At 40.4% G+C, this 22,126-nt stretch carries 21 protein-coding genes and 1 tRNA gene; 8 read left to right on the top strand and 14 right to left on the bottom strand.

The genetic code is table 11. From position 1 onward, the window contains the following. Positions 1–95: 95 nt before the first annotated feature. The 3 genes from IPM34_09895 to queA are packed head-to-tail and all read right to left on the bottom strand — an operon-like array spanning position 96 to position 2,155. A complete protein-coding gene (locus tag IPM34_09895) occupies positions 96–761 on the bottom strand; it encodes a (d)CMP kinase (GenBank protein ID MBK8955857.1) in 666 nt (221 codons plus the stop codon). 59 nt (positions 762–820) lie between these two features. Next, positions 821–1,042 (bottom strand): DUF2795 domain-containing protein, encoded by a 222-nt coding sequence (locus tag IPM34_09890; protein MBK8955856.1) that lies wholly within the window; start codon positions 1,040–1,042, stop codon positions 821–823. Between the two features lie 48 nt (positions 1,043–1,090). Further along, positions 1,091–2,155: a tRNA preQ1(34) S-adenosylmethionine ribosyltransferase-isomerase QueA gene (gene queA / locus IPM34_09885; protein ID MBK8955855.1), complete on the bottom strand. Its 1,065-nt coding sequence runs from the start codon at positions 2,153–2,155 to the stop codon at positions 1,091–1,093. Between the two features lie 177 nt (positions 2,156–2,332). Between queA and IPM34_09880 the strand changes: the two genes are divergently transcribed. Further along, positions 2,333–3,583: an ABC transporter permease gene (locus tag IPM34_09880; protein MBK8955854.1), complete on the top strand. Its 1,251-nt coding sequence runs from the start codon at positions 2,333–2,335 to the stop codon at positions 3,581–3,583. 15 nt (positions 3,584–3,598) lie between these two features. On the opposite strand, the gene rplT is transcribed toward IPM34_09880, so the two are convergent. From rplT to IPM34_09860, 4 genes are all read right to left on the bottom strand, one after another. Continuing rightward, positions 3,599–3,943: a 50S ribosomal protein L20 gene (rplT, locus tag IPM34_09875; GenBank protein ID MBK8955853.1), complete on the bottom strand. Its 345-nt coding sequence runs from the start codon at positions 3,941–3,943 to the stop codon at positions 3,599–3,601. Between the two features lie 61 nt (positions 3,944–4,004). After that, the gene (gene rpmI, locus IPM34_09870; protein MBK8955852.1) at positions 4,005–4,202 is read right to left on the bottom strand and encodes a 50S ribosomal protein L35; all 198 of its coding nucleotides are present in this window, start codon (positions 4,200–4,202) and stop codon (positions 4,005–4,007) included. Positions 4,203–4,264: 62 nt separating this feature from the next. Next, entirely contained in the window at positions 4,265–4,852 is a 588-nt protein-coding gene (locus tag IPM34_09865) for a translation initiation factor IF-3 (protein ID MBK8955851.1), read from the bottom strand. A 47-nt stretch (positions 4,853–4,899) separates the two neighbouring features. Then, entirely contained in the window at positions 4,900–7,446 is a 2,547-nt protein-coding gene (locus tag IPM34_09860) for an ATP-dependent Clp protease ATP-binding subunit (protein MBK8955850.1), read from the bottom strand. Between the two features lie 244 nt (positions 7,447–7,690). On the opposite strand from IPM34_09860, the gene IPM34_09855 reads away from it, so the two are divergent. The 4 genes from IPM34_09855 to IPM34_09840 all read left to right on the top strand — a co-directional run bounded on the left by IPM34_09855 (position 7,691) and on the right by IPM34_09840 (position 9,527). Next, positions 7,691–8,065: an STAS domain-containing protein gene (locus IPM34_09855; protein MBK8955849.1), complete on the top strand. Its 375-nt coding sequence runs from the start codon at positions 7,691–7,693 to the stop codon at positions 8,063–8,065. Positions 8,066–8,068: 3 nt separating this feature from the next. Then, positions 8,069–9,013 (top strand): ribonuclease Z, encoded by a 945-nt coding sequence (locus IPM34_09850; GenBank protein MBK8955848.1) that lies wholly within the window; start codon positions 8,069–8,071, stop codon positions 9,011–9,013. 109 nt (positions 9,014–9,122) lie between these two features. Further along, positions 9,123–9,195: transfer RNA gene (locus IPM34_09845), tRNA-Lys, on the top strand. Positions 9,196–9,365: 170 nt separating this feature from the next. After that, positions 9,366–9,527 (top strand): hypothetical protein, encoded by a 162-nt coding sequence (locus IPM34_09840; protein MBK8955847.1) that lies wholly within the window; start codon positions 9,366–9,368, stop codon positions 9,525–9,527. Between the two features lie 355 nt (positions 9,528–9,882). On the opposite strand, the gene IPM34_09835 is transcribed toward IPM34_09840, so the two are convergent. After that, a complete protein-coding gene (locus IPM34_09835) occupies positions 9,883–12,330 on the bottom strand; it encodes a TonB-dependent receptor (GenBank protein ID MBK8955846.1) in 2,448 nt (815 codons plus the stop codon). A gap of 12 nt (positions 12,331–12,342) precedes the next feature. Continuing rightward, a complete protein-coding gene (locus tag IPM34_09830) occupies positions 12,343–13,101 on the bottom strand; it encodes a metal-dependent transcriptional regulator (GenBank protein ID MBK8955845.1) in 759 nt (252 codons plus the stop codon). 275 nt (positions 13,102–13,376) lie between these two features. Between IPM34_09830 and IPM34_09825 the strand changes: the two genes are divergently transcribed. Continuing rightward, positions 13,377–15,353 (top strand): acetoacetate--CoA ligase, encoded by a 1,977-nt coding sequence (locus tag IPM34_09825; GenBank protein MBK8955844.1) that lies wholly within the window; start codon positions 13,377–13,379, stop codon positions 15,351–15,353. Between the two features lie 35 nt (positions 15,354–15,388). On the opposite strand, the gene IPM34_09820 is transcribed toward IPM34_09825, so the two are convergent. The 5 genes from IPM34_09820 to IPM34_09800 form a co-directional block, all read right to left on the bottom strand. After that, complete coding sequence (locus tag IPM34_09820) at positions 15,389–16,255, bottom strand: T9SS type A sorting domain-containing protein (GenBank protein MBK8955843.1); 867 nt, start codon at positions 16,253–16,255, stop codon at positions 15,389–15,391. A 174-nt stretch (positions 16,256–16,429) separates the two neighbouring features. Continuing rightward, on the bottom strand, positions 16,430–17,671 hold the full coding sequence (gene rocD / locus IPM34_09815; GenBank protein MBK8955842.1) for an ornithine--oxo-acid transaminase: 1,242 nt from the start codon (positions 17,669–17,671) through the stop codon (positions 16,430–16,432). Between the two features lie 70 nt (positions 17,672–17,741). After that, a complete protein-coding gene (gene coaE / locus IPM34_09810) occupies positions 17,742–18,332 on the bottom strand; it encodes a dephospho-CoA kinase (protein MBK8955841.1) in 591 nt (196 codons plus the stop codon). Then, entirely contained in the window at positions 18,329–18,976 is a 648-nt protein-coding gene (locus tag IPM34_09805; GenBank protein MBK8955840.1) for a YigZ family protein, read from the bottom strand. Before IPM34_09805 ends, coaE begins: the two co-directional genes overlap by 4 nt. Before the next feature lie 3 nt (positions 18,977–18,979). Then, entirely contained in the window at positions 18,980–19,837 is an 858-nt protein-coding gene (locus IPM34_09800) for an EamA family transporter (GenBank protein MBK8955839.1), read from the bottom strand. Between the two features lie 101 nt (positions 19,838–19,938). On the opposite strand from IPM34_09800, the gene IPM34_09795 reads away from it, so the two are divergent. Beyond that, complete coding sequence (locus IPM34_09795) at positions 19,939–20,496, top strand: DUF1599 domain-containing protein (protein ID MBK8955838.1); 558 nt, start codon at positions 19,939–19,941, stop codon at positions 20,494–20,496. Between the two features lie 4 nt (positions 20,497–20,500). Continuing rightward, positions 20,501–22,030 carry a DoxX family protein gene (locus tag IPM34_09790; protein MBK8955837.1) on the top strand — a complete coding sequence of 510 codons (1,530 nt, stop codon included), beginning with the start codon at positions 20,501–20,503 and terminating at the stop codon, positions 22,028–22,030. Positions 22,031–22,126 lie beyond the last annotated feature (96 nt).

Raw genomic sequence — 22,126 nt, 5'->3', positions numbered from 1 at the left:
AAAAGGAAAAGGAGAGAATATAATTTGCGATTCTTGAAGCCGGGTTAAAGAAGCTGGAATCCGGATAACCGAAATATGCCTGGTTTTTGCCGGAACTATTTTAAAATTTGCTTCCCCCTGATGGTGTCCAGAGCGACTTGAAGTTGTTCAGAACGGGTCATCCTGCTATTGTCAATGACAACGGCGTCAACACATTGGATTAAAGGGCTGTCAAGCCTGGTGGAATCTATCTGATCTCTTTTTAATAAGTTGATTTTAACAGACTGGTAATCTGCATGAATTCCTCTTTCCTGCAATTCAATGAACCGTCGTTGTGTACGTGTTTCTATATCGGCAGTTACGAAAAATTTAACTTCTGCTTGTGGAAATACCACACTGCCGATATCTCTGCCATCCATCACTACATCAGAATCTGCCGACAAATTTCTTTGTAATTCCACCATTCTCTTACGAACGATCGGTATAGTAGCATAATCGCTAACCCAATCGTTGATTTCACTTGAACGAATTGTTTCAGAAACATCCTGGTTGTTCAGGATCAAGTGAGACGATTCTGTTTTTTCAAAATGAATATGGATGAGGTCGATTTGTTTGCTTATGGATTCAGAATCTGTGGGTAAAATATTTTTACTGCGAAAATACAAGGTAACAGCCCGGTACATGGCTCCGGAATCTATATATAGAAAACCCAATGCATGAGCCAAATCTCTGGCCAGAGTACTTTTACCGCAAGCTGAATGTCCGTCAATGGCAATGATCATGAGTTTTCTGACATGCTCAAGTAAAAAAAATCCCGTTGTTTAAAAAACGGGATTGTGGTTTAAAATTCATCTTCATTAAACAGGAAATCATCTTTCCGGGGATAGTCCGGCCAAATATCTTCCATGCTTTCGTAAATCTCTTCCTCGTCTTCCAGTTCCTGAAGGTTTTCAAGCACTTCGATAGGAGCTCCGTTTCGTATGGCGAAATCAATGAGCTCATCTCGTGTTGCAGGCCAGGGTGCTTCTTCAAGATGGTGAGCCAGTTCTAATGTCCAGTACATAGGTGTATTTTCTTTTTATGGGTTTTGCAATGATTGGAAAATTCGATTTTAAACAATAAGCATGGAATCGCCATAGCTAAAGAACCTGTATTTTTCTTTTATAGCAATTTCGTAGGCCTCTGTAAGTAACTCATGTCCGGTAAATGCAGAAACCATAATCAGCAAACTGGATTTAGGCAAATGAAAATTTGTGATCAGTTTATTGGCAATTCTGAATTCATACGGGGGATAAATAAATAAATTGGTCCAGCCTTCGGCAGCTCTCAAATAGCGGGATGCGGTTACTGAGGACTCCAAAGCACGCATACTGGTTGTTCCCAAAGCAAAAATGCTTTTGTTGTTGTCTTTTGCTTTGTTGACCAGGTCGGCAGTCTCATCTGGAATTCTGAAATATTCTGCTTCCATTTTGTGTTTGGAAAGATCTTCAACATCGATTGTCCTGAATGTACCGAGGCCAACATGAAGGGTTATTTCGCCAAAATTTAAGCCTTTAATCTGAAGCATTTTATACAACTCGCGACTCATATGCAGCCCTGCTGTAGGTGCAGCAACGGCTCCAATTTCACTGGCATAAATAGTTTGATATCGTTCTTCATCTGATGGTTCGGGATTTCTGGTGATGTATTTAGGAAGCGGGGTCTGTCCTAAAGTCTTTAATGCAGCTTGAAATGCATCGCGATCGCCGTCGAACAGAAATCTTATGGTCCTTCCACGCGAAGTAGTGTTGTCTACAACTTCTGCAACCAGGACTTCCTTTCCGTTCTTGTCGTAGAAATAAAGTTTGTTTCCAACTCTTATTTTTCTGGCTGGATCTACCAAAACGTCCCAAAGCCGGACATCCCTGTTTAGTTCTCTCAGAAGAAAAACTTCAATTTTGGCACCTGTTTTTTCTTTCCTTCCAAACATCCTGGCTGGAAAAACTTTGGTATTGTTGATGATCATGCAATCGTCTTCAGTGACGTATTCCAACAAATCCTGGAAGGTTCTGTGCTCAATTTTACCACTGTCTTTGTGTATGACCATCATTCTGGCCTCCGATCTCTCATTAACCGGGTATTGGGCGATCAGGTTTTTAGGAAGATTAAATGTAAACTGGGAAAGTTTGGTCCGCATGGGCTCTTTTTAATTTTGCGCAAAAATAAGTTTTTGGATATACCAAAATCAAGTGTTTTGCAGTATATCTAATGTTTTTTATATAAGAATGTTGTAAAGTGATATGGATTTTTTAGCAATTGGTCTAAATAAGCCTTGGATTGATGCTTTAACGCATATTTTTGATTTATAGTTCCTATGCTGATACTAAGAATACTACTTGACGGATTGCACCAGGCCATACAACAATTGGTGAGCAGCAAATTGAGAAGCTTTTTGACCCTTCTGGGAATCACTATTGGAATCTTTTGCGTCATAGCGGTTCTTTCGGCAGTGGATTCTTTAGAAGACAATATTGTACAAAGCTTTGATAAGCTTGGAAATGATGTCATCTATGTAGATAAATGGCCCTGGCAAGAGGAGCCCGGCCAGAACTATTGGAAATATCTGGCCAGGCCGAATCCCGATATAGATGATCTCGAAGCCATTCAGGACAGATCTAAACTTGCTGAATGTGCTTCTATAATGGTCTTTTTACCAGGGACATTGGTGAAATACTCGAATAATTATGTAGAAGGGGCTTTTCTTGCTGGCATAACAGAGGACTATAACAAGGTGATCCAGCTTGAATTGCTGGAAGGTAGTTATTTTTCCGGTAGGGCGTTTCTTACGGGTATGAATGAGGTTATACTGGGCAATAAACTTGCTGAGGCCTTGTTTCCGCAAGGAGATGCTACGGGGAAAAAACTGCATTTAAAAGGGCAGTATTTTGTTGTAGCCGGTGTTTTGAAAAAGGAAGGAAAATCCATCATCAACATCATGAATAATGATGAGGCGATTTTTGTGCCCTATAATACGGCGCGAAAGCTGGTCAATATTCACGCACATTCAAATTGGGCTACATTGATCAATGTCAAAGCCAAAAAGGGAATCGATCTGGAAGAATTAAAATTGGAAATTGCAAGCATCATTCGTCCTGTAAGGGGTTTGAAACCCTTGGATAAGAATGACTTTGCTGTGAACGAACTCACCATGCTCACCTCTATTGTGCAGGGGGTGTTTAAAGTGATCAACTATGCAGGATTTTTTATAGGGATGTTTGCCATGCTTGTTGGAGCTTTTGGCGTGGCTAACATCATGTTTGTAACCGTAAAGGAAAGAACTCCGCTGATTGGAATCAAAATGGCCCTTGGTGCAAAACGATACTTCATCTTGCTGGAATATTTGTTTGAAGCCATCATGTTATGCATCATAGGAGGGGTTATAGGCCTATCGATGGTTTGGGCTGTTCTTACCCTGGTTGGTAAACTTTTGGACTTCCCCATGTATATCTCATTTGAGAATATCCTGTTGGGCTTAAGCCTATCCATATTGATTGGAATCTTATCCGGAATAATACCAGCATTGAACGCTTCCAGGATGGACCCGGTGGAAGCCATCAGACATTAGAATATCGTGAAATGTCTATTTTACCTTTTCAACCAATGCAGCAAAAGCTGTTGGGTGATTCATGGCCAGATCTGCAAGTACCTTTCTGTTCAGGTCGATCTGATTGGATTTCAACTTATTTATAAACCCGGAATAATTAAGACCCAAAGCCCTTACACCGGCGTTGATACGTGCGATCCATAATCTTCTGAAGGCTCTTTTCTTTTCCCTACGGTGCTTGTAGGCATATTTCATGGCCTTTTCAACGGCATTTTTAGCTACCGTATAGACTTTTGAGCGACCGCCAAAGTAACCTCTGGCTGCCTTCATTATTTTCTTCCTTCTTCTTCTGGAAGCAACTGCGTTGACTGAACGTGGCATATTTTTCGATTTTCAAGGGGCAGATAAGAATTCTGCTCTTAACCTTGGTGAATGAATTTGATTAACCGAATCCTAAAAGTTTTTTCATGCGTTTTTCCTCTGCGGCATCTACAACAACAGAAGAGGCATGGCGGCCTTTTGCCTTTTTAGATTTATTTCTGAAAAGGTGCGATGAGTTCGCCTGGAAACTCTTGACTTTATTTTTTCCGGTTACTTTCATCCTTTTCTTCGCACCGGAATGCGTCTTCATCTTAGGCATATGCGATAAAATTTAAGGGTGCAAATATACAAAAAAGCGACAGATTAGAGTCTGATTTCTTTTTAATTGGATTTTTTCTTAGGAGTGAGTATGACATGCATGCGTTTTCCCTCCAATTTGGGCAGCTCTTCGGTAACTCCAAAAGGTTCCAGCTCTTTAATAAACCTAAGTAACACAAGTTCGCCCCGTTCCTTAAAAACGATAGCGCGACCCCTGAATTGAACATAGGCCTTTACTTTGGCGCCTTCTTCGAGGAATTTAATAGCATGTTTGAGTTTGAAATCAAAATCGTGATCGTCGGTATGCGGGCCAAACCTGATTTCTTTGAGAACGGTTTTTGCCGTTTTGGCCTTAATTTCCTTTTCCTTTTTTCGCTTGAGGTAAAGGAATTTGTTGAAATCTATGATCTTGCAAACCGGCATATCGGCTTTGTTGGTGATTTCAACCAGATCAATTCCAAGATCTTCAGCCCATCGGAGTGCTTGCTCGATAGGGTAGACGCCGGCTTCGATTTTCCTTCCGGCGGTCTCACTGATTTGATCAAAATCTTCGCCTACCAATCGTATCTGTGGGCTCCTAATGGCAGCATTCAAACGGTATTGGCTTCTGACGGCATCTTTTTTGTTGTAAACAGGTCCTCTAAGACTCAAATGATATAGTTTTTAATTCGGTGCAAAAATACAAGTCGGCAGGTATTTTACTGAGATTTCTTCACACTGCCCGTTTTGGTGAGCTGCTGGATGACGATAAGACCTTTTTCTTTATCAATTACGGCCTTAAGTTTGGTTCCTTGCTCCGGATTATGTTGCAATAAATATTCTGCAAGGGGATCTTCCAGATACTTTTGAACCGCCCGATGCAAAGGCCTGGCTCCAAATTGGGGGTCAAATCCTTTTTCTGCAAGAAAATCAACGGCCTCTTCAGATAAGCTAAAGGAATAACCGAGATGTTCGATCCTCAAAACGAGTTTTTGGATTACGATTTGGATGATTTTGTTCATCTCCGGTTTTTCCAGACTATTGAATATCAATACGTCGTCTATTCTGTTGAGAAATTCAGGAGAAAATGTCTTTTTTAAGGCGTTTTTAATGACCGTTTTGGTGTTTTCGTCCTGATTTTCAATTCGGGTCTTTGTAGCAAATCCAACTCCCTGACCAAAGTCTTTCAACTGCCGAACTCCGATGTTGGAAGTCATGATCAGGATGGTATTTTTAAAATCCACTTTTCGTCCAAGTCCGTCGGTCAGTAAACCTTCGTCTAGCACTTGTAGTAAAATGTTATAAACATCCGGATGTGCTTTTTCTATTTCGTCGAGTAAGACTACAGAATATGGTTTACGTCTAACTTTTTCGGTCAACTGTCCGCCTTCTTCGTAACCAACGTATCCCGGCGGAGCTCCGATCAACCTGGATACGGTAAATTTTTCCATGTACTCGCTCATATCGAGGCGAATCAATGCATCGTCGGAATCAAATAAGAACCGAGCTAAGCCTTTGGCTAATTCAGTTTTGCCGACTCCGGTAGGGCCAAGAAAAATGAAGGTGCCAATGGGCTTTTTCGGATCTTTTAGTCCTACCCGGTTTCGCTGAATGGCTTTACATATTTTTTCAATGGCTTCATCCTGGCCGATGATCATTTTACGGATCTCGTCAGCCATATTGACCAGCTTTTTGCTTTCAGACAAAGCAACTTTGTTGACCGGAATTCCTGTCATCATTGAAACCACCTCTGCGATATCGTCTTCTGATACAGGGTATCTCTTCGTTTTAGCCTCAACTTCCCACTCTTGTTTGGCGATTTCCAGTTTCTTGAGCATTTTGGATTCGAGATCGCGGAGGTCAGCCGCTTTTTCGTACTGTTGACTTTTTACTGCCAGATTTTTTTGCTCTTTTACCTGATCAATTTGTTTTTCGAGTTCTTCAATCGGTTTCGGAACATGTATGTTTTTCAAATGAACTCTTGCTCCGACTTCGTCGATCACATCGATAGCCTTATCGGGAAGAAAGCGATCTGTGATATAGCGATCGCTCAATTTAACGCAACTAACCAGCGATGCATCCGAATAATTAACAGAATGGAATTCCTCGTATTTGGAGCGAATATTGAGCAGGATCTGTATGGTTTCTTCAACGGTTGGCGGATCGACCATTACTTTTTGAAAACGCCTGTCGAGCGCTCCGTCTTTTTCTATATGCTGACGGTATTCATCCAGCGTTGATGCACCAATACATTGCAGCTCTCCTCTGGCCAAAGCAGGCTTAAATATGTTGGAGGCATCCAGAGAACCGGTAGCGCCACCAGCTCCTATGATGGTATGGATCTCGTCGATAAACAATATAACATCCCTGGTTTTTTCCAGTTCGCTCATGATGGCTTTGATCCGCTCTTCAAACTGTCCGCGGTATTTTGTACCGGCAACCAAAGCTGCCAGATCAAGCATGACTATGCGTTTATTGAACAGGGTGCGCGATACTTTCTTTTGCACGATCCTAAGAGCAAGACCTTCAATAATTGCGGTCTTGCCAACTCCGGGTTCTCCAATTAAAATCGGGTTATTCTTTTTTCTGCGGCTCAGAATTTGAGATACGCGTTCTATTTCGCGGTCCCTGCCTACGATGGGATCGAGCTTTCCCTCTTCTGCGAGCCTGGATACATCACGTCCATAATTATCTAAAACAGGTGTTTGCGATTTTGAACCCGATTTCCTTAAATAACTGCTTTGAGATGGTTCGTCTTCATAAGGGTCGGGGTCGTTAGCAGCATTTTGAGGAAGGTCTTCAAACAGGGACGGATCACTTTGTTGTTCAACCAGAAATTCCAGCTCATTTCTGAAGGTCTCGTAATCTACATTAAAATCTTCGAGGATCTGGGAAGCCAGATTGTCGTGATGTTTAAGTAAGCTCAAAACCAAATGTTCGGGATAAATTTCCTCCTCCTTATTGACTTTGGCTTCGAGATAGGTAAATTTCAATACCTTTTCTGCATGTTTGTTTAAGGGCAAATTGCCCACTTGAAATGTGGCTTCATTCCCTTTCTTGACAGGGATAGATTCTTCAAGTTTAAATTTCAAATCATTTAAATCCACTTTCAGTGATTTGAGAACACTGACTGCCAGTGTATCCGTCTCCTGTATAAGGCCCAGGAGAATGTGTTCGGTGCCAATGTAGTCGTGACCCAATCTTAGCGATTCTTCCCGGCTATTGGCAAGTACTTTTTTTACTTTTTGGGAAAACTTTTTATTCATCAGAACCCGCTTTCAAAATTTTTAATCCAGAAAATATACAAATTCATTTCGCTTCAATATAAATAATCGGCAGGAAGCAATGTTCACAAGTCCGCCAAATAACATTCTATTTGATGGGTATGGAACAAAGTTTATTACTTTTGCCTTTCAAAGGTAATAAATCTGTGGAATTTCCTAATATATATTAATAAAATTCTATAGGTAAGTAAATAAAAGCTAAGACTTTATATTAATAAGACCGTTCATGAAGTATCAGGTAGACAAACAGGAAAGGTATGCCATTTTCACTTTAGAGGAAGCCAATCTTAATTCCTTGATTGCCCCTCAATTAAAATCTGAATTTGTTTTTCTAAGGAATGAAGGTGTGAGAAACCTGATTTTCGATTTAGGTCAGGTGGATTATGTCGATTCTTCGGGATTGAGTTCAATACTTACAGCAAACCGCATCTGGAAGGATTTTGGTAGTTTTGTAATGACCAATGTACGAAGCGAAAGCGTTCAGAAATTGATAGAAATTTCCAAACTGAATGGAATCCTAACCATTATTCCAACCATGGAAGAGGCCGTTGAATACGTATTCATGGAAGATCTCGAGCGCGATTTGACAGAGGAAGAATAAGGCATGAACACCGGACCTTTTGAGCTTCTAGTCCTGGGAAGCAATGGAGCCCTACCTGCATATGACAGATTTCCTTCTTCTCAACTCCTCAATATACACGAGCACTATTATCTTATAGATTGCGGAGAAGGCACTCAATTTCAATTAAAAAAATACGGTGTCCGATTATCCCGGATTCACCGGATCTTTATAACCCATCTCCATGGCGATCATATTTATGGCTTGCCAGGATTGATTACCACTTTTCAACTTTTGGGCCGGATTGAACCTTTAGATATTTTTGGACCAGCCCACATCGAAGACCTCTTGAATGCCGTCTTATCGAGAACGACCATGGGGCTACAGTTTGAACTGAGAATTCATCCCATTCATAATTTTATGGGAGCATGCGTTTATGAAGACGAACACGTGACCGTGCGTTCTTTGCCACTGGATCACAAGGTTCCATGTTCCGGATTTCTTTTTCAGGAAAAACAGAACCGCAAAAAGCTTCACATAGAAAAAATACAACAACTGAATATCCCCTTGGCATATTATAAGATTCTGGAAGCAGGAGAAGATATTCAATTGGAAGATGGCCGATCGTTTGCGAACGAATCGCTTGTACTTCCAGCACCTGCATCGCGAAAATTTGCTTACTGCACAGACACCAGGTTCAATAAACAGATCTTGCCCTTTATTCAGAACGTCGATCTATTATTTCACGAAACGACTTATTTGGATGAAATGGCTGAACTGGCTTATGAGCATGGGCATTCAACGGCCAGACAGGCTGCCGAAATGGCGAAGCTGGCCAAGGCAAAACAACTGCTTTGCGGACATTATTCATCCAGGTATGAACAACTTGAGCCCATCCTGGAAGAATGTAAATCTGTGTTTGACAATACGATCCTTGGTAAAGAAGGGTTAAGAATTAGCATCCCGGTAAAACAGGAAGAAGCATGCTGATTAGCAAGGACTTAGCCCTGAAATTGCCGGAAATATTAATAAAAATCAAATATTTTGGAAAAAAGGGCGGTAAACGTATCTTTGCAGCTCGATTTTCAGATCGTGGTCAGATCTGTTAGCTCAGCCGGTAGAGCAACGGCCTTTTAAGCCGTGGGTCTTGGGTTCGAATCCCAAACAGATCACAAAAACCTCAGTAAGGATGCTGAGGTTTTTTTTTTGTACGTTAGTAAGGTTAAAATCTATCAGTTCCTGATTTAATCTGGCTTTGGATTACTTTTTTTCAATTTATTAAAACTACCCCCGCTTTCTTGCTCTCGACCCGATAGAAATTGAATTGCGTTGATATGTCAAATTGATTGATGGTCGGCTCACTTATATGGATATCAGTTCTCTGGTTGGTCGTGCAAAAGCTAACGGAACCAAAGCTTTTTTGTCAGGCTTTACTCCGGTCATCTATTCATCTGCATGGAGACTTTATGTAAAAAACTTAAGTGGTAATAGCTTTGCAGAATAAGGTTGGTGATTCACTGAATGGATACGGTATTAAAAAAAGTTTAGAAAATGAAACCGGGAGAATTTCACCCCTTAGCTTTTTATTTTCAAGTAAGCCCAAATAAATACAGCAATCCAAACCAGACCTTTTATCAGAAAAAAAAGGAAAGCCGCCATGCCCAATCTGGCCAGATAGGGATGCTTCTGAACGAGACGTGTATTTATTTTCTTTAGGAACTCCTTCATTTGTGAGTTGTAATTAAATTCTAAACTTCAAATTTCAACAATCTAATTTCAAAATTAGTTTACCAATCTGCATAGAGGCGAATTTTTTAACTTTCATATGACCCAAATCGTAAAGCAGGCAAAATCGAATCTTAAAATCTGGCGGTCATGCCTACTGAACAGGTGCGAGGAAGCCCTGGCCGAAGTCCGGCAGGCCTTCTCGAGACGAGATAAACATGATCGGAAGCATTTAACGCATTTGCAAACAAACAAATATTGTTGTTCACAATGTACTTAATGCTGATGTCGACAACGAAATGAGATGGGATCAATTCAGCAGCTGAAATTTCGTTTTGTCCGGGTTTGCTTCGCATTTTACCGAGATACTTTCCGGTGATGTTGAAATTGAATTTTTGAAATTCGGGAGATAACTGGAATGAGAGCTGATGTTTGGATGTGTATGGCAATTCGTCATTTTGATTTACGGTTCCCCAATCTTCAAAAGTACTCTTGAAACTGTTTTTGAAAATGGCATCCATATAGGTATAGGAAATGTATAGAGGCAAACTTATTTTGGAATGTGGAAAAATGCGGTTTAGGTCATATCTGCATTCAAATTCCAATCCTTTAGATTCCACAGATCCTCCATTAAAAAGATCTCCGGTTCCTCCACCGCCTGATGCCGAAAGATCAGATCCCAGCAAATTGCTGTAGTCATTGAAAAAGATTGTTGCATTTACATTCATGAAAGATTTTTCAAATCTAAATCCCAATTCGTAATTGACGCTGATTTCCGGATTGGTTTCGTCTTGTGGTCCGGGAGGTGCAAAGCCTTTATGAAGGCCAAAAAAACCATGCATTTCTTTTGAAAATTTATAATCCACACCAATCCCCGGGATGAAAACCGATTCTTCATTGGACGTATACTTTAAATCTTTGCCCGTTCTTCCTGCATCGTTTTTTCCATATTCGAACTGACTTGATTTGATCTTTTCATAGCGCAAACCTGGGCTTAAAGTTAACTTGTTCCAGTTCAATTTATAGGACGCGAATGAAGCCAGCGCATTGGATTCGATGACCCGATTGCTTTCGGAACCCGGATTCCCGTGGAAACTCAGCATCATGATTCCGTTATTCATGTCGTATTCATCTTCCCATTGGAACCTGTCTGCTTCATCTTCGTGCAAGCGCAAACCAAATTCAATGCGATGACGCAAACTTCCGCTTTCAAATTTATAAATGACATTGGATTGAATTCCGCGTGCTGAATAATTGCGATTGTTGGCTTTTAAAATCAGCGAATGAGCAGGCAGGCCAGTGCTTGTATGGCTGATGAAATCATATTCGCTCGCATAAACATCGGGTTTTGCAAGTACATCTGCGATGCCTGTTTTTATTCCGGTTGTGATATTTTTGACCTTATCTAATTTGTACCAGTTTCTGCTGAAATCAGTATGATAAGCAATCGATTTTATCGTCAAGAAAGCCGAAGGATTTATGGTATGAATCAAGGCAATTTGATTGTGTTCACTGATCATTTGATCTTTTTGGGAAGCATAGTATCTTCTGTATGGGGTGGTGTTGAAATCAGATTCAGTGAGGCCTAAATAGGTTTCATTTGAAGTTTCAGATGTTTTATCTATTTTAAAACTTAGCGATTGGGGAACTGCTGCGCCGGGATTTGTATGAATGGACACTTTTGCCAGATAATCTTTTTTGTCAAACCCGGTGTTGCCGCCTCCATCGAGATCTTTGAATCCATCGGCATTGTATTGAAATGTTTCAAAGACGTAGGATATGTTCTTGTGTGCGTTTCCGGCATAGGCATGCAAATTTTTTGAACCGTGATTGCCCAGCCAGAGATTTATTTTTCCGCTAAAGGCATCCGGGATAGCAGTTGAAACCAGGTTCATAGCGCCTCCGGTCGTGAAAGGACCATACTTGATCTGACTACTTCCTTTGATTATTTCAACGGCCTGCATTCTTCCGGTGGTTGGAAAATAATAAGCTGCGGGTTCTGAATAAGGTGCTGGTGAAATGAGGACCCCATCCTCCATGATGGTTATTTTGGAACTGCGTTCGACACCGGTTCCACGCAAACCAATATTGGGTCTTAAACCAAATCCGTCTTCTTCCTGAATATGAATGCCCGGCAGCATTCCAAGCGTTCTGTGGATGTCTGTATAGTTGTATTTCTGCAATTCTTTTGGCGAGATGTAATGAACGGAACCAGGTATTTCCCGGACTCCATTATAACCTTTTGTCATAACCAGGATTTCGGGAAGGGTAGAGCTGATTTCTTTCAACTGTATCCTCAGTTCTGACGTTTCTGCAGGCGATGTTTGAATTTCGGTTTTGAAAGTCTGGTAGCCTTCAAATTTTACAGCAAGCGTAAAGTGTGCAGGTTCTGAAATTTCCAAAGCGAATGTTCCCTGTGCATCTGTATAAGTGGCATATGAAGTATTTTCCAAATAAATCAGTGCCCCAGCAATTGATTTTGAAGGATCGGTTTCAGTAACTCTTCCTTTTAGGACCGTTTTCTGGCTCTGCGCATTCAATGTGAGTATGAGCATGAAGCTCATGGTCATCAAGATTTTCATGAGATATTAGGATTAAGATGGGTATTTATTGACCAGCTGAATCAATTGGGTTAAACACGGGGGTTCAGTAAGTTGCTTTTCAAATGCGCAGCACTGGAAAGATGTGGACGTAATGATGTTTTGAGCAAGAGAGGCTGGCAACTGTAGCTGGGACTGGCCGTTTTTCAGAACGGTGAGGGTTCCGTCGAATGCTTCTTTATCTAAAATGAGTAAATGGTTTCCGATATGCAATCCGATTTTCCGTATGTACTGGATGAATAACTCGCTTCGGTTTTTGAAGCCGGTAATCCTGCAGATCTCACCTGATTTGATCTGATCGAGACTTTTAAAACATTTACCTCTGACTTGTCCTTTCGCATCGGGAATGGGATCGCCAAATGGGTCAAATAAAGGTTTGCCAAGCATTTCATCCAGAATATTTATCAGTTTTTCAGAGTGGACGTGTTCGAGTTGGTCCGAATGCATGGTCAGCTCATTGAGCTCGAGCCCTAATTTTTCAAATAAGTAGGTGTTCCAGATCCGTTGTTTGCGCAAGATCCGAAGAGCCATATTTTTACCAATGATGGTAAGACGCACCGGCTGGTATTTTTCATAGCGCAACAATCCTTTGTCTGCCAGTCTTTTCAATGTTTCTGTAACCGTGGCGGGTTTGCTTCCGACATAGGAAGCCAATTCGTTGGTACTGGTATCGGAGTCCTCTGACCGGTTAGAGAGCTCGTATATGGATTTCAGGTAGTTTTCTTCCGATGTACTTAATAATTGGCCTTCCATGGGGCAAATGTAAAGCTTAAAATGAATTTCAAACAAAAAAGTTAGGCAATACTAACAATATTTTACATGAGTCCTGAATTCAAACTTAAATCCGCTGTCTTTCAGGGAGTTGAACAGTTTAATTACTTCTGAATTGTGTAGTCATGTCACACGATAATAAGTAGTCGTTGATTTGTTTTTTTTGAGTAATGGGCTTTCGTAATTGATCAGACCTCTGCTTATATATTTTAACGATTCATCACTAAATCTATATTTTTGGGGACTTAGTCAGGCGAATGAAAAAAGAAATACAAAAAATCTGGAGTCCCGCTTCAGCCCAAATTGAATCTTCAGAGTTGTACAGATTCAGAACCTGGGTCAATCATAAATATGGCCTTCAGCTCAGGAATTACCAGCAGCTGTATGAATGGTCTATCGATCTATATGTAAATTTCTGGCAGTGTATTTTGGAATATTTTGAAATGGAATATTCGGGTATTTACAGTGAGGTGTGTTCTAATGATCCAATGCCTTATGTCAGGTGGTTTGATGGCATTCAATTGAATTATGCAGAGCATCTGTTTAAAAATAAAGCGGACACCGATATGGCCTTCATTTCTTTTACTGAATCCAGTGAACTGCGGTATACTACCTGGGGTCAGCTTAAAGGCCAGGTTGCTTCCGTGCAAAAGTTTTACAAATCTGCAGGGCTGCAAAAAGGAGATCGCGTCGTGGCATATTGTTCGAATATCCTGGAGACATCGGTTTGTATGCTGGCTGCAGTTGCGAGTGGATTGGTGTGGAGCAGTTGTTCTCCGGATTTTGGAGTCAGCAGTGCACTGGACCGGTTTAAACAGATTGAACCAATTATTTTAGTAGCTGTAACTGCCTACAGTTATGGTGGAAAAGTTTTTGATAAAACATCGCAAATACAGGAATTGATTTCCGGTTTAAAAAATTTGAAAAAAGTTTTATGGATCGAAAGCTGTGATATTGCTGCACCCAAATTTGAAAATGATCAACAGGTCGCAATGACTTCTTTGATGAACGGGGAATCCAAAAACATCCAATTTGAAAGAGTCGCTTTCTCAGATCCCATTTGGGTCTTGTATTCTTCAGGTACCACGGGATTGCCAAAACCCATTGTGCATGGCCACGGAGGAATGCTGCTCGAACATTATAAATATACGGTCCTGCAAAACGACATCAGAAAAGGGGAAAGATTTTTCTGGTATTCAACTACAGGATGGATGATGTGGAATTTCGTACATGCATCTTTATTGGCAGGAGCTACAGCTGTTTTATACGATGGGAGTCCGGGATATCCAAAACTAGATTCATTGTGGCAAAAATGTGCAGAATTGAAAATGCATCATTTTGGAACCAGCGCACCATTTCTGGTCGCTTGCATGAAAGAAAACCTTGAACCCGGTGTACAATTTGATCTTGGAAGTTTGCGCAGTATTGGATCAACAGGTTCCCCTTTGCCTGCTGAATGTTTTGATTGGGTTTACCGGGCTGTAAAGGAGGAAGTCTGGCTTTGTTCGATGAGCGGCGGTACAGATGTTTGTACTGCTTTTGTAGGTAGTTGTATAGAACGCCCAGTTTATGCCGGTCAAATTCAGTGCAGGGCTTTGGGAGCAGCGGTCCAGGCCTGGGATGATTCAGGCCGTTCTGTAAACCAGGAAGTCGGGGAGATGGTTATCACGAGACCTATGCCTTGTATGCCTGTATTTTTTTGGAACGATCAGGGGTTTGAGAAATACATCTCCAGTTATTTTGAGATGTATCCGGGAGTCTGGCGCCATGGAGATTGGATCGAGATTACAGCTGAAGATGGCGTGATCATTCATGGCAGATCGGATGCAACCTTAAACAGGCAAGGTGTCCGGATGGGTACCGCTGAATTTTACAGCGCATTGAATGAACTGGAGGAGATCGCTGATGCTCTTGTAGTGAATTTGGAAAAAACAAATGGCGAGCATTTTATGCCATTGTTTGTGCAACTGAAGTCAGGTGTCCTGTTAAACGATGAGCTGCGCAAGAAAATTAATACCTGTCTCAGATTGCGTTGCAGCCCAAGACATGTGCCGGATGAGATTTTCGTCTGCCCTGATATTCCTTATACCATCAGTGGTAAAAAAATGGAGGGACCTGTTAAAAAAGTATTATTAAAAGCGGATCTTAAAAAAGCCTATAATCCGGATGCGATGAGAAATCCCCTAAGTATGCAATATTTTATAACGAATGTTGATTCGCTTTCGGGTAATTAAAAGAATTTTACTGTACCTGTGACCCAAACAAGAAATTAGTACTTCGCAAATTTTTTGCTACTGGTCCTTCCTTTTCCATCAGACAGTTGAAAGAAATAAAAACCTGCTGACAAATCTTTGACGTTTATGGCGAGTTTAGACGTACCAGTGGGTATTTGATGGGATTCTGTCTTTAAGGTTCTCGATTCAAAATCGAGAATATTTACAGTTCCAAAAAAGGTTTCATTGCTGTTTAATAGTATTTCGAGTTCTGTGTTTACAGGATTAGGCATAAGTTGAAATGCAACCGTTCTTTCCAGATTTTCAACAGCCGTTGGCACAGCATCCAAAACCAATATGGTCGTGTCGATTACCCTTAAAAAGTTGCTGTTTTGATTCAGCTGTTGCTTCCATTCTCCGTTTGTGAATTTGTACCAAAAATTAACATTTTTAGTTTCAAAACCATCCTGTTTGGTGCCTTCATATCCAATGTTTACTTCAACTCTCTTTCCTTCGTGACCGGCTACAGAAAACGGATCGGTAACAAAGCAGACAACATTTTGGTCACCCGTACTTTCCAGGAACAGGTCGTTATTATTGCTTCGCGTTCTGACATTTCCTGCCATTTTACCTTCAAATACTCCCAGGGTTTTATTGCTGTTGTCAGTCACAAAAGTGCATTTTGTACAACCGGAACAGTAAGTTTGATTTTGGTTGTTGGTGCAACCATCCACCCAGGTATTGTTTTTAAATGTAAGTCCTCCCGTGTTCCCTAAATTGTAAAAGGGACTTGTTTTAGATTGACCCAGTCGGCCGACTCTTATGTAATCTAATCTCAAAGCGCCTTTGTGTCTTTGGTCGTTGCCTGAACCATCGGTGGAGGGTACCACATTCGTTGTTTTACCGCAAAATTTAATTTGCATAAATTGGGTGCTTCCCAAATTAATAAATAAAAATAAGCAAAAAAGGGTTAATAACTGAAGGCGCATAAACTGATATTTTGGACAAAATTATAAGAAAAATGAATATATATCTATATTGATTTGAATGTTTTATCTAAAAATAATACTAAATTTTTAGGTACCGGCTCAATTTTACTACTGAAGACTACTCAAGGCGCGTTCTATCCCAAAACTTGCTTCTTCAATTTGATCTTTTCTGATGCAGAGTGGGGGAGCGAGTCTGATGATGTTCCCATGTGTTGGTTTGGCTAAAACTCCCTGCTCTGCCATTAAAAGACAAAGCTTCCAGGCAAGATCACTTGATTCCTCGCTATTTATTACGATCGCATTGAGTAAACCGCGGCCTCTTATGGTTTTAATTATTGGAAATTTCTGTTGCAGTGTTGAAAGGAGCTCCCGCAAGTAAATTCCCTGACTCCAAGCATTTTTAGCAAGTTGTTCATCTTCAATTACTTGTATGGAAGCTATGGCAACTTTTGCGGCTAACGGATTACCTCCGAATGTAGATCCATGTTCGCCGGGTTTGATGCAAAGCATAATTTCGTCGTCTGCAAGAACAGCGGATATAGGCAATGTTCCTCCGGATAATGCTTTTCCGAGGATGAGTATATCAGGTCGAACCGGAATATGGTCGCATGCCAATCGTTTTCCTGTCCTTCCTAATCCCGTTTGGATCTCATCTGCAATAAATAGTACATTATTTTTGGAGCAAAGGGTTCTTATCAAAGCGAGAAAGTTGTCATCCGGAATCACCACACCTGCTTCTCCCTGGATTGGTTCAATGAGCACTCCGGCTAAATTTTCGACTTCAAATGCATGAACCAGTGCATCGGGGTCGTTGTATGGAATTTTTATAAAGCCTGGTAAGAAAGGGCCAAAACCATGGTAACTCGATGGGTCGGTAGATAATGAAACGGCTAACATGGTACGTCCATGAAAGTTTCCGTCAAAAACAAGAATCTTTGCTTCATTTTCGGGAATTCCTTTTTTGGCGTAAGCCCATTTTCTGCACAACTTCACAGCCGTTTCAACGCCTTCTGCTCCGGTATTCATTGGGAGCAATTTTTCAAAACCAAAATAACGGCACATAAATTTTTCGTACGGCCCGAGCTGATCGTTGTAAAAAGCTCTCGAAGTCAGTGTTAGCTTTTGAGCCTGATTCACCAGGGTAGAAATGATTTTTGGATGGCAATGCCCTTGGTTAACTGCTGAATAGGCAGATAGGAAGTCGAGGTATGGTTTCCCGTTTACGTCCCAAACGTTGACACCTTCACCCCGTTCCAAAACAACGGGAAGTGGGTGATAATTGTGAGCTCCGTAGCGGTCTTCCAAATCCAGAAAAAACTGCGAAGTGCTGGTAGAGGTCGATGTTTTCATAAAAAGTGTATAGAGCAAAGTTAAAATCCGATTTCCAGCTTTTTATAAAACCAGACCATATTAACATTTTTCACCTAAAAGCCTCATTCAATTTGTGGTGAATAGCCAACACCTGGGATATGAGGCCAGTGATGTCATTATTTTCGATCGCGTAATCAGATAATTTCTCTACAGCAGGTTCGTTTGCTTGCGAATCTAATTTTTTCTGAATTTCAACCCTTGGTAAATGGTCTCTGCTGTTTATGCGCTGTAATCTCAATTCTATAGGAGATTTGACGAAAATGATCTTGCTGAATTTTATAAATGCCATGGATTCTAAAAGCAGTGCAGTCTCCATGAGTCCGTAAACTGAATTTTGTCCCTTGATCCAAAGTGAAACATCTTGGGCGACGAAAGGATGCACCGTTTTATTCAGCCATTGCAATTCCCTGGTATCATTGAATACAATTTGAGAAATGAAGGAGGTGTTGAGTTTTCCATCCAGTTGGAAAGATTGTTTTCCGAATTTTTTTATCAATTTGTTCTTTAGAGACCGATCATTTTCCATCAGTTTTCTTGCGGCTAAATCAGAATTGTAAACAGGCACACCCAGCAAATCAAAAATGACCGCTACCGTACTTTTGCCACTGCCCATTCCTCCGGTCAATGCTACGAGTTTCATAGTTCTCTAAAACTTATTTTGCAATCCCTCCAATCTTCTTCATTTTCGATGTGAGTCAGGTTAGTCTTTTCAAGTTTGGACTTAACCATTCTCAGGAATTCTGTTTTTTGGCGCAGGGGAATTTCAACGAGGATCCAATTTTCTGTAGTCATGTCAAAAGATTTAATGGGAACTCCACAATCTTTGATGATGCCCAACAACATTTGTATTTTTATGGCGTTGGATGCAATTCTTATTTCCAATTTTTTTTCCAGTAAAACGGGCTGTGCATTTTCCAAACACGAACTTGCACTTTCTTTGTAGGCTTTTAATAAACCTCCTGTACCCAATAGGATGCCTCCAAAATAACGGACCACAATCAAAATGATGTTGGTGAGTCCAAATCTTTCGATTTGATTTAATATCGGTTTTCCTGCGGTGCCGGAAGGTTCTCCGTCATCAGAAGCTTTATACGAAAATTCCGGAAATCCGGTTTTCCAGGCATAACACCAATGCCTGGCTTTGGGATGCATGGATTTAACCAAGCTTAGTTTTTCTTCCGCTTCTTTCTGGTTGAGTACGGGAAAGGCAATCGCAATAAACTTGCTTCCTTTAATGGTCAGCGAAGATTGACATTCAGATCGTATTGAATGATAATTTTCCATGTCTTAGAGTTGCGATCCTGTAAGCATGGTCAAAGATAGAATCGAGAGGACAAGACCCAGCCATTGATACGGAGATAAATTATCTTTAAATATGAAAACTCCGGCAAAGCACGATATAACAATCAAGGCAATGTTTAGAATGGTATAAAAAACAGATGGCTGCCATTCTGTGTTCAAAGCTTCCAGCATGAAATGAATGGAATAATAATTGGGAATGCCAAGCGCAAGACCTGTAATGAGGACATTCCGGTTTATTGCATGATGGAATTGCCTCCGAACAGCAAAGTAAAGGATGCCTGTTATAAATGCAGAAACAAAAATGAATCCAATGAAAAAATGGGGTGGTCCCTGACTCCATTCCAAAACTTTTCGGGCAGCGATAAAAGTACATTCAATCGCTGCGGAAATGAACAAACTTGCAAGAAGGAAGCGAAGGGCAGTTTTCGATTTTGATAAACCCCGGTTCGGATATTTTTGAAGAAAATAAATTGAAATACAAGACAAAATGATCCCAGGCATTTGCCATCCCTGCAATGTATCGCCAAGAAATACAGCGAAAGGCACACTGAGCACAAGTGATAATTTTTGGAACAACACTGCAATGGGAAGACCTCCTTCCTGTATAGATTTCGCAAACCATGTAAATCCGAAGAAAAACAGGATACCCAATAGTCCACTATAAAGCAAACCGGGTGTATTTATGATAGCTGCAGGTTGCTGCAGGACTTTTGAAAATGCGATAACTGAACAAACCAGATAGTTCACAAGAACCAGGGGAACCAAATCAATTTTTTGGTTGGCTGCCACGCGAAAGATCAAGCCCAGGCAAAAACTGCATGCTATACACCATACTGTGTTCATTAGGGATACAAAGCTATTAACATTTATTTGAAGGAATTTTAAAACAATTTATCTAAATTCTGCATTTGTCCAGATAAATTTGTCGGTTTAATCTCAGTTAATTGAATAAAACTATTGAACAATATCGCCAGATTCAAAAGATCTGCCAAAGTATATTTGCGCAAAAAGCGGAGGACTATGGTACATCCTGGAGGATATTACGTCCTTCCTCTGTCACCGATCAGCTCTTGATCAAAGCATTCCGCATCCGGAGTATAGAAGAACAAAGCGAGCAGCTGATCGACGAGATGCCCGATGTAGAGTATGTTGGATTGATCAATTATTCCATAATGGCCTTGATCCAATTAGATTTAGGTTCAGGGGATAAAGAAATTGAGAAACAAGAGATCGTTGGATTGTACAACAATTATTTCAACAAAGCATTTGAGTTGATGTTAAAAAAGAATCACGACTATGGCGAGATTTGGAGGCAAATGCGGATGAGCAGTTTTACCGATTTGATACTTTCAAAAATTCTGAGAATACGCAGAATCGAAAAAAATCAAGGTAAAACGATCATTTCTGAGGGCGCTGCTTCAAATTATCTGGATATCATTAACTATGCTGTATTTGCATTGATCATTTGGTCAGAAAATAAAGCCTGGTCATTTAAATTTTAGAATTATGACAATTATTACCTTATTCATTTATGTTGGTATTGCTGCAGCTTGTTTGAGTTTTATTATTTACCGATTTAAAACTCCAGGCTATTCACTTTTGGATAATTTTATTCAAAATTTTGCCGGTATACTCTTTATTTTTTCCGGTTTTGTGAAAGCAGTAGATCCGATGGGAACTGCTTTTAAAATGGAGCAATATTTTACCGCATTTGAGGATACCTGCAATGGCTCGTTTCTAAAATTCATGGCCCCGATATTTCCAATGTTTTCAAGTTACTCATTGGGTTTTTCGGTATTTATGATTGTGTTGGAAATCGTACTTGGAGTAATGCTCATAATTGGGTATAAGAAAAAACTTTCAGCCTGGTTATTTTTTGCAATCATGGTATTCTTTACCATCCTTACCGGATTCACTTATTTAACCGGTTATGTGCCCACGGATGCCAATTTCTTTGAATTTTCAAAGTGGACAGAATTCAATAAGAATCAGATGAGGGTAACCGATTGTGGTTGTTTCGGAGATTTTATCAAACTTGAACCCAAAGTTTCTTTCATAAAAGATATTATTTTGATGGGACCAGCTATTTGGTTTCTCTTGCGCTGGAGGAAACTGTATACACTGTTTACAGAAAAAATCAGAATGGCCATTACAGGAATGAGCACCTTGGGCTTGTTGCTGTTCTGTTTTTCAAATTATGTCTGGAATGAACCTGTTATTGACTTTCGTCCTTTTAAAATTGGAACGGATATCAGAACTCAACTCGAAATTGAACAAAAAGCTCAGGCCGATGTAGAGATCCTGGCTTATAAAATCAGGAACAGAGAATCTCAAAAGGAATTGGAAGTTCCTTACCAGGCCTATATAGATTCGTTCAAAAGCAACCCAAATTTTAAAGCGACATGGGAAACCCTCGATCAGATAAAATCCGAACCTAAGGTTGCCCGGACGAAAATATCAGACTTTGACCTCTTGTCCTATGATGGGGAGAGCAAAACAAGTGAAATTTTGAACGACGAGCGATATCGATTGATGGTCATTAGTCCTAAAGTTAAATACGAGGTGAAAGGAGAAGAAGTGTCAGTTTCAGACACCATCTTTCACATAGACACCGTTGTTATATTCGATCCTGTGACATTAATTGAGACTATTGAGGTTAGAAAAGGGAAGGTTGACACCATTATTGAAAAGACGATCAAAAAGAATAAATACACCTTTGATCCGGATTATCTGGCTGTTATACAAAAGCAAATTCTGCCATTGCTGGATTCAGTAAAAGATCTTCAGGTCAATTTTACTGCAGTTTTTGGCGGCTTGACTGAAGAAGGTATGATTGAATTGAGAAAAGCTTCCGGTATTGAATTTTCATGCTATGAAGCCGACGATCTATTGCTAAAGACCATTATGAGGTCAAATCCTGGCTTGTTATTGTTGAAAAATGGGAAAGTTATTCATAAATGGCATCACAAGCAGTTACCGGATCCTCAGGAGCTTAAGGAAAAATACCTGAATGAAGCCGGTAATAAGTTGTATTGATTGGGATTTACAAATGTTTAGGACAAAAAGGATCTTTTTTGAATTTTTGGCAGTAATTCATAGATTTTCAGCCTGTACGATAACTTTTTAATGGTT

Source organism: Saprospiraceae bacterium, from assembly GCA_016716185.1.
In the GTDB taxonomy this organism is placed as follows: Bacteria; Bacteroidota; Bacteroidia; order Chitinophagales; family Saprospiraceae; genus Vicinibacter.
This window is presented reverse-complemented; position numbering and strand designations above follow the sequence as displayed.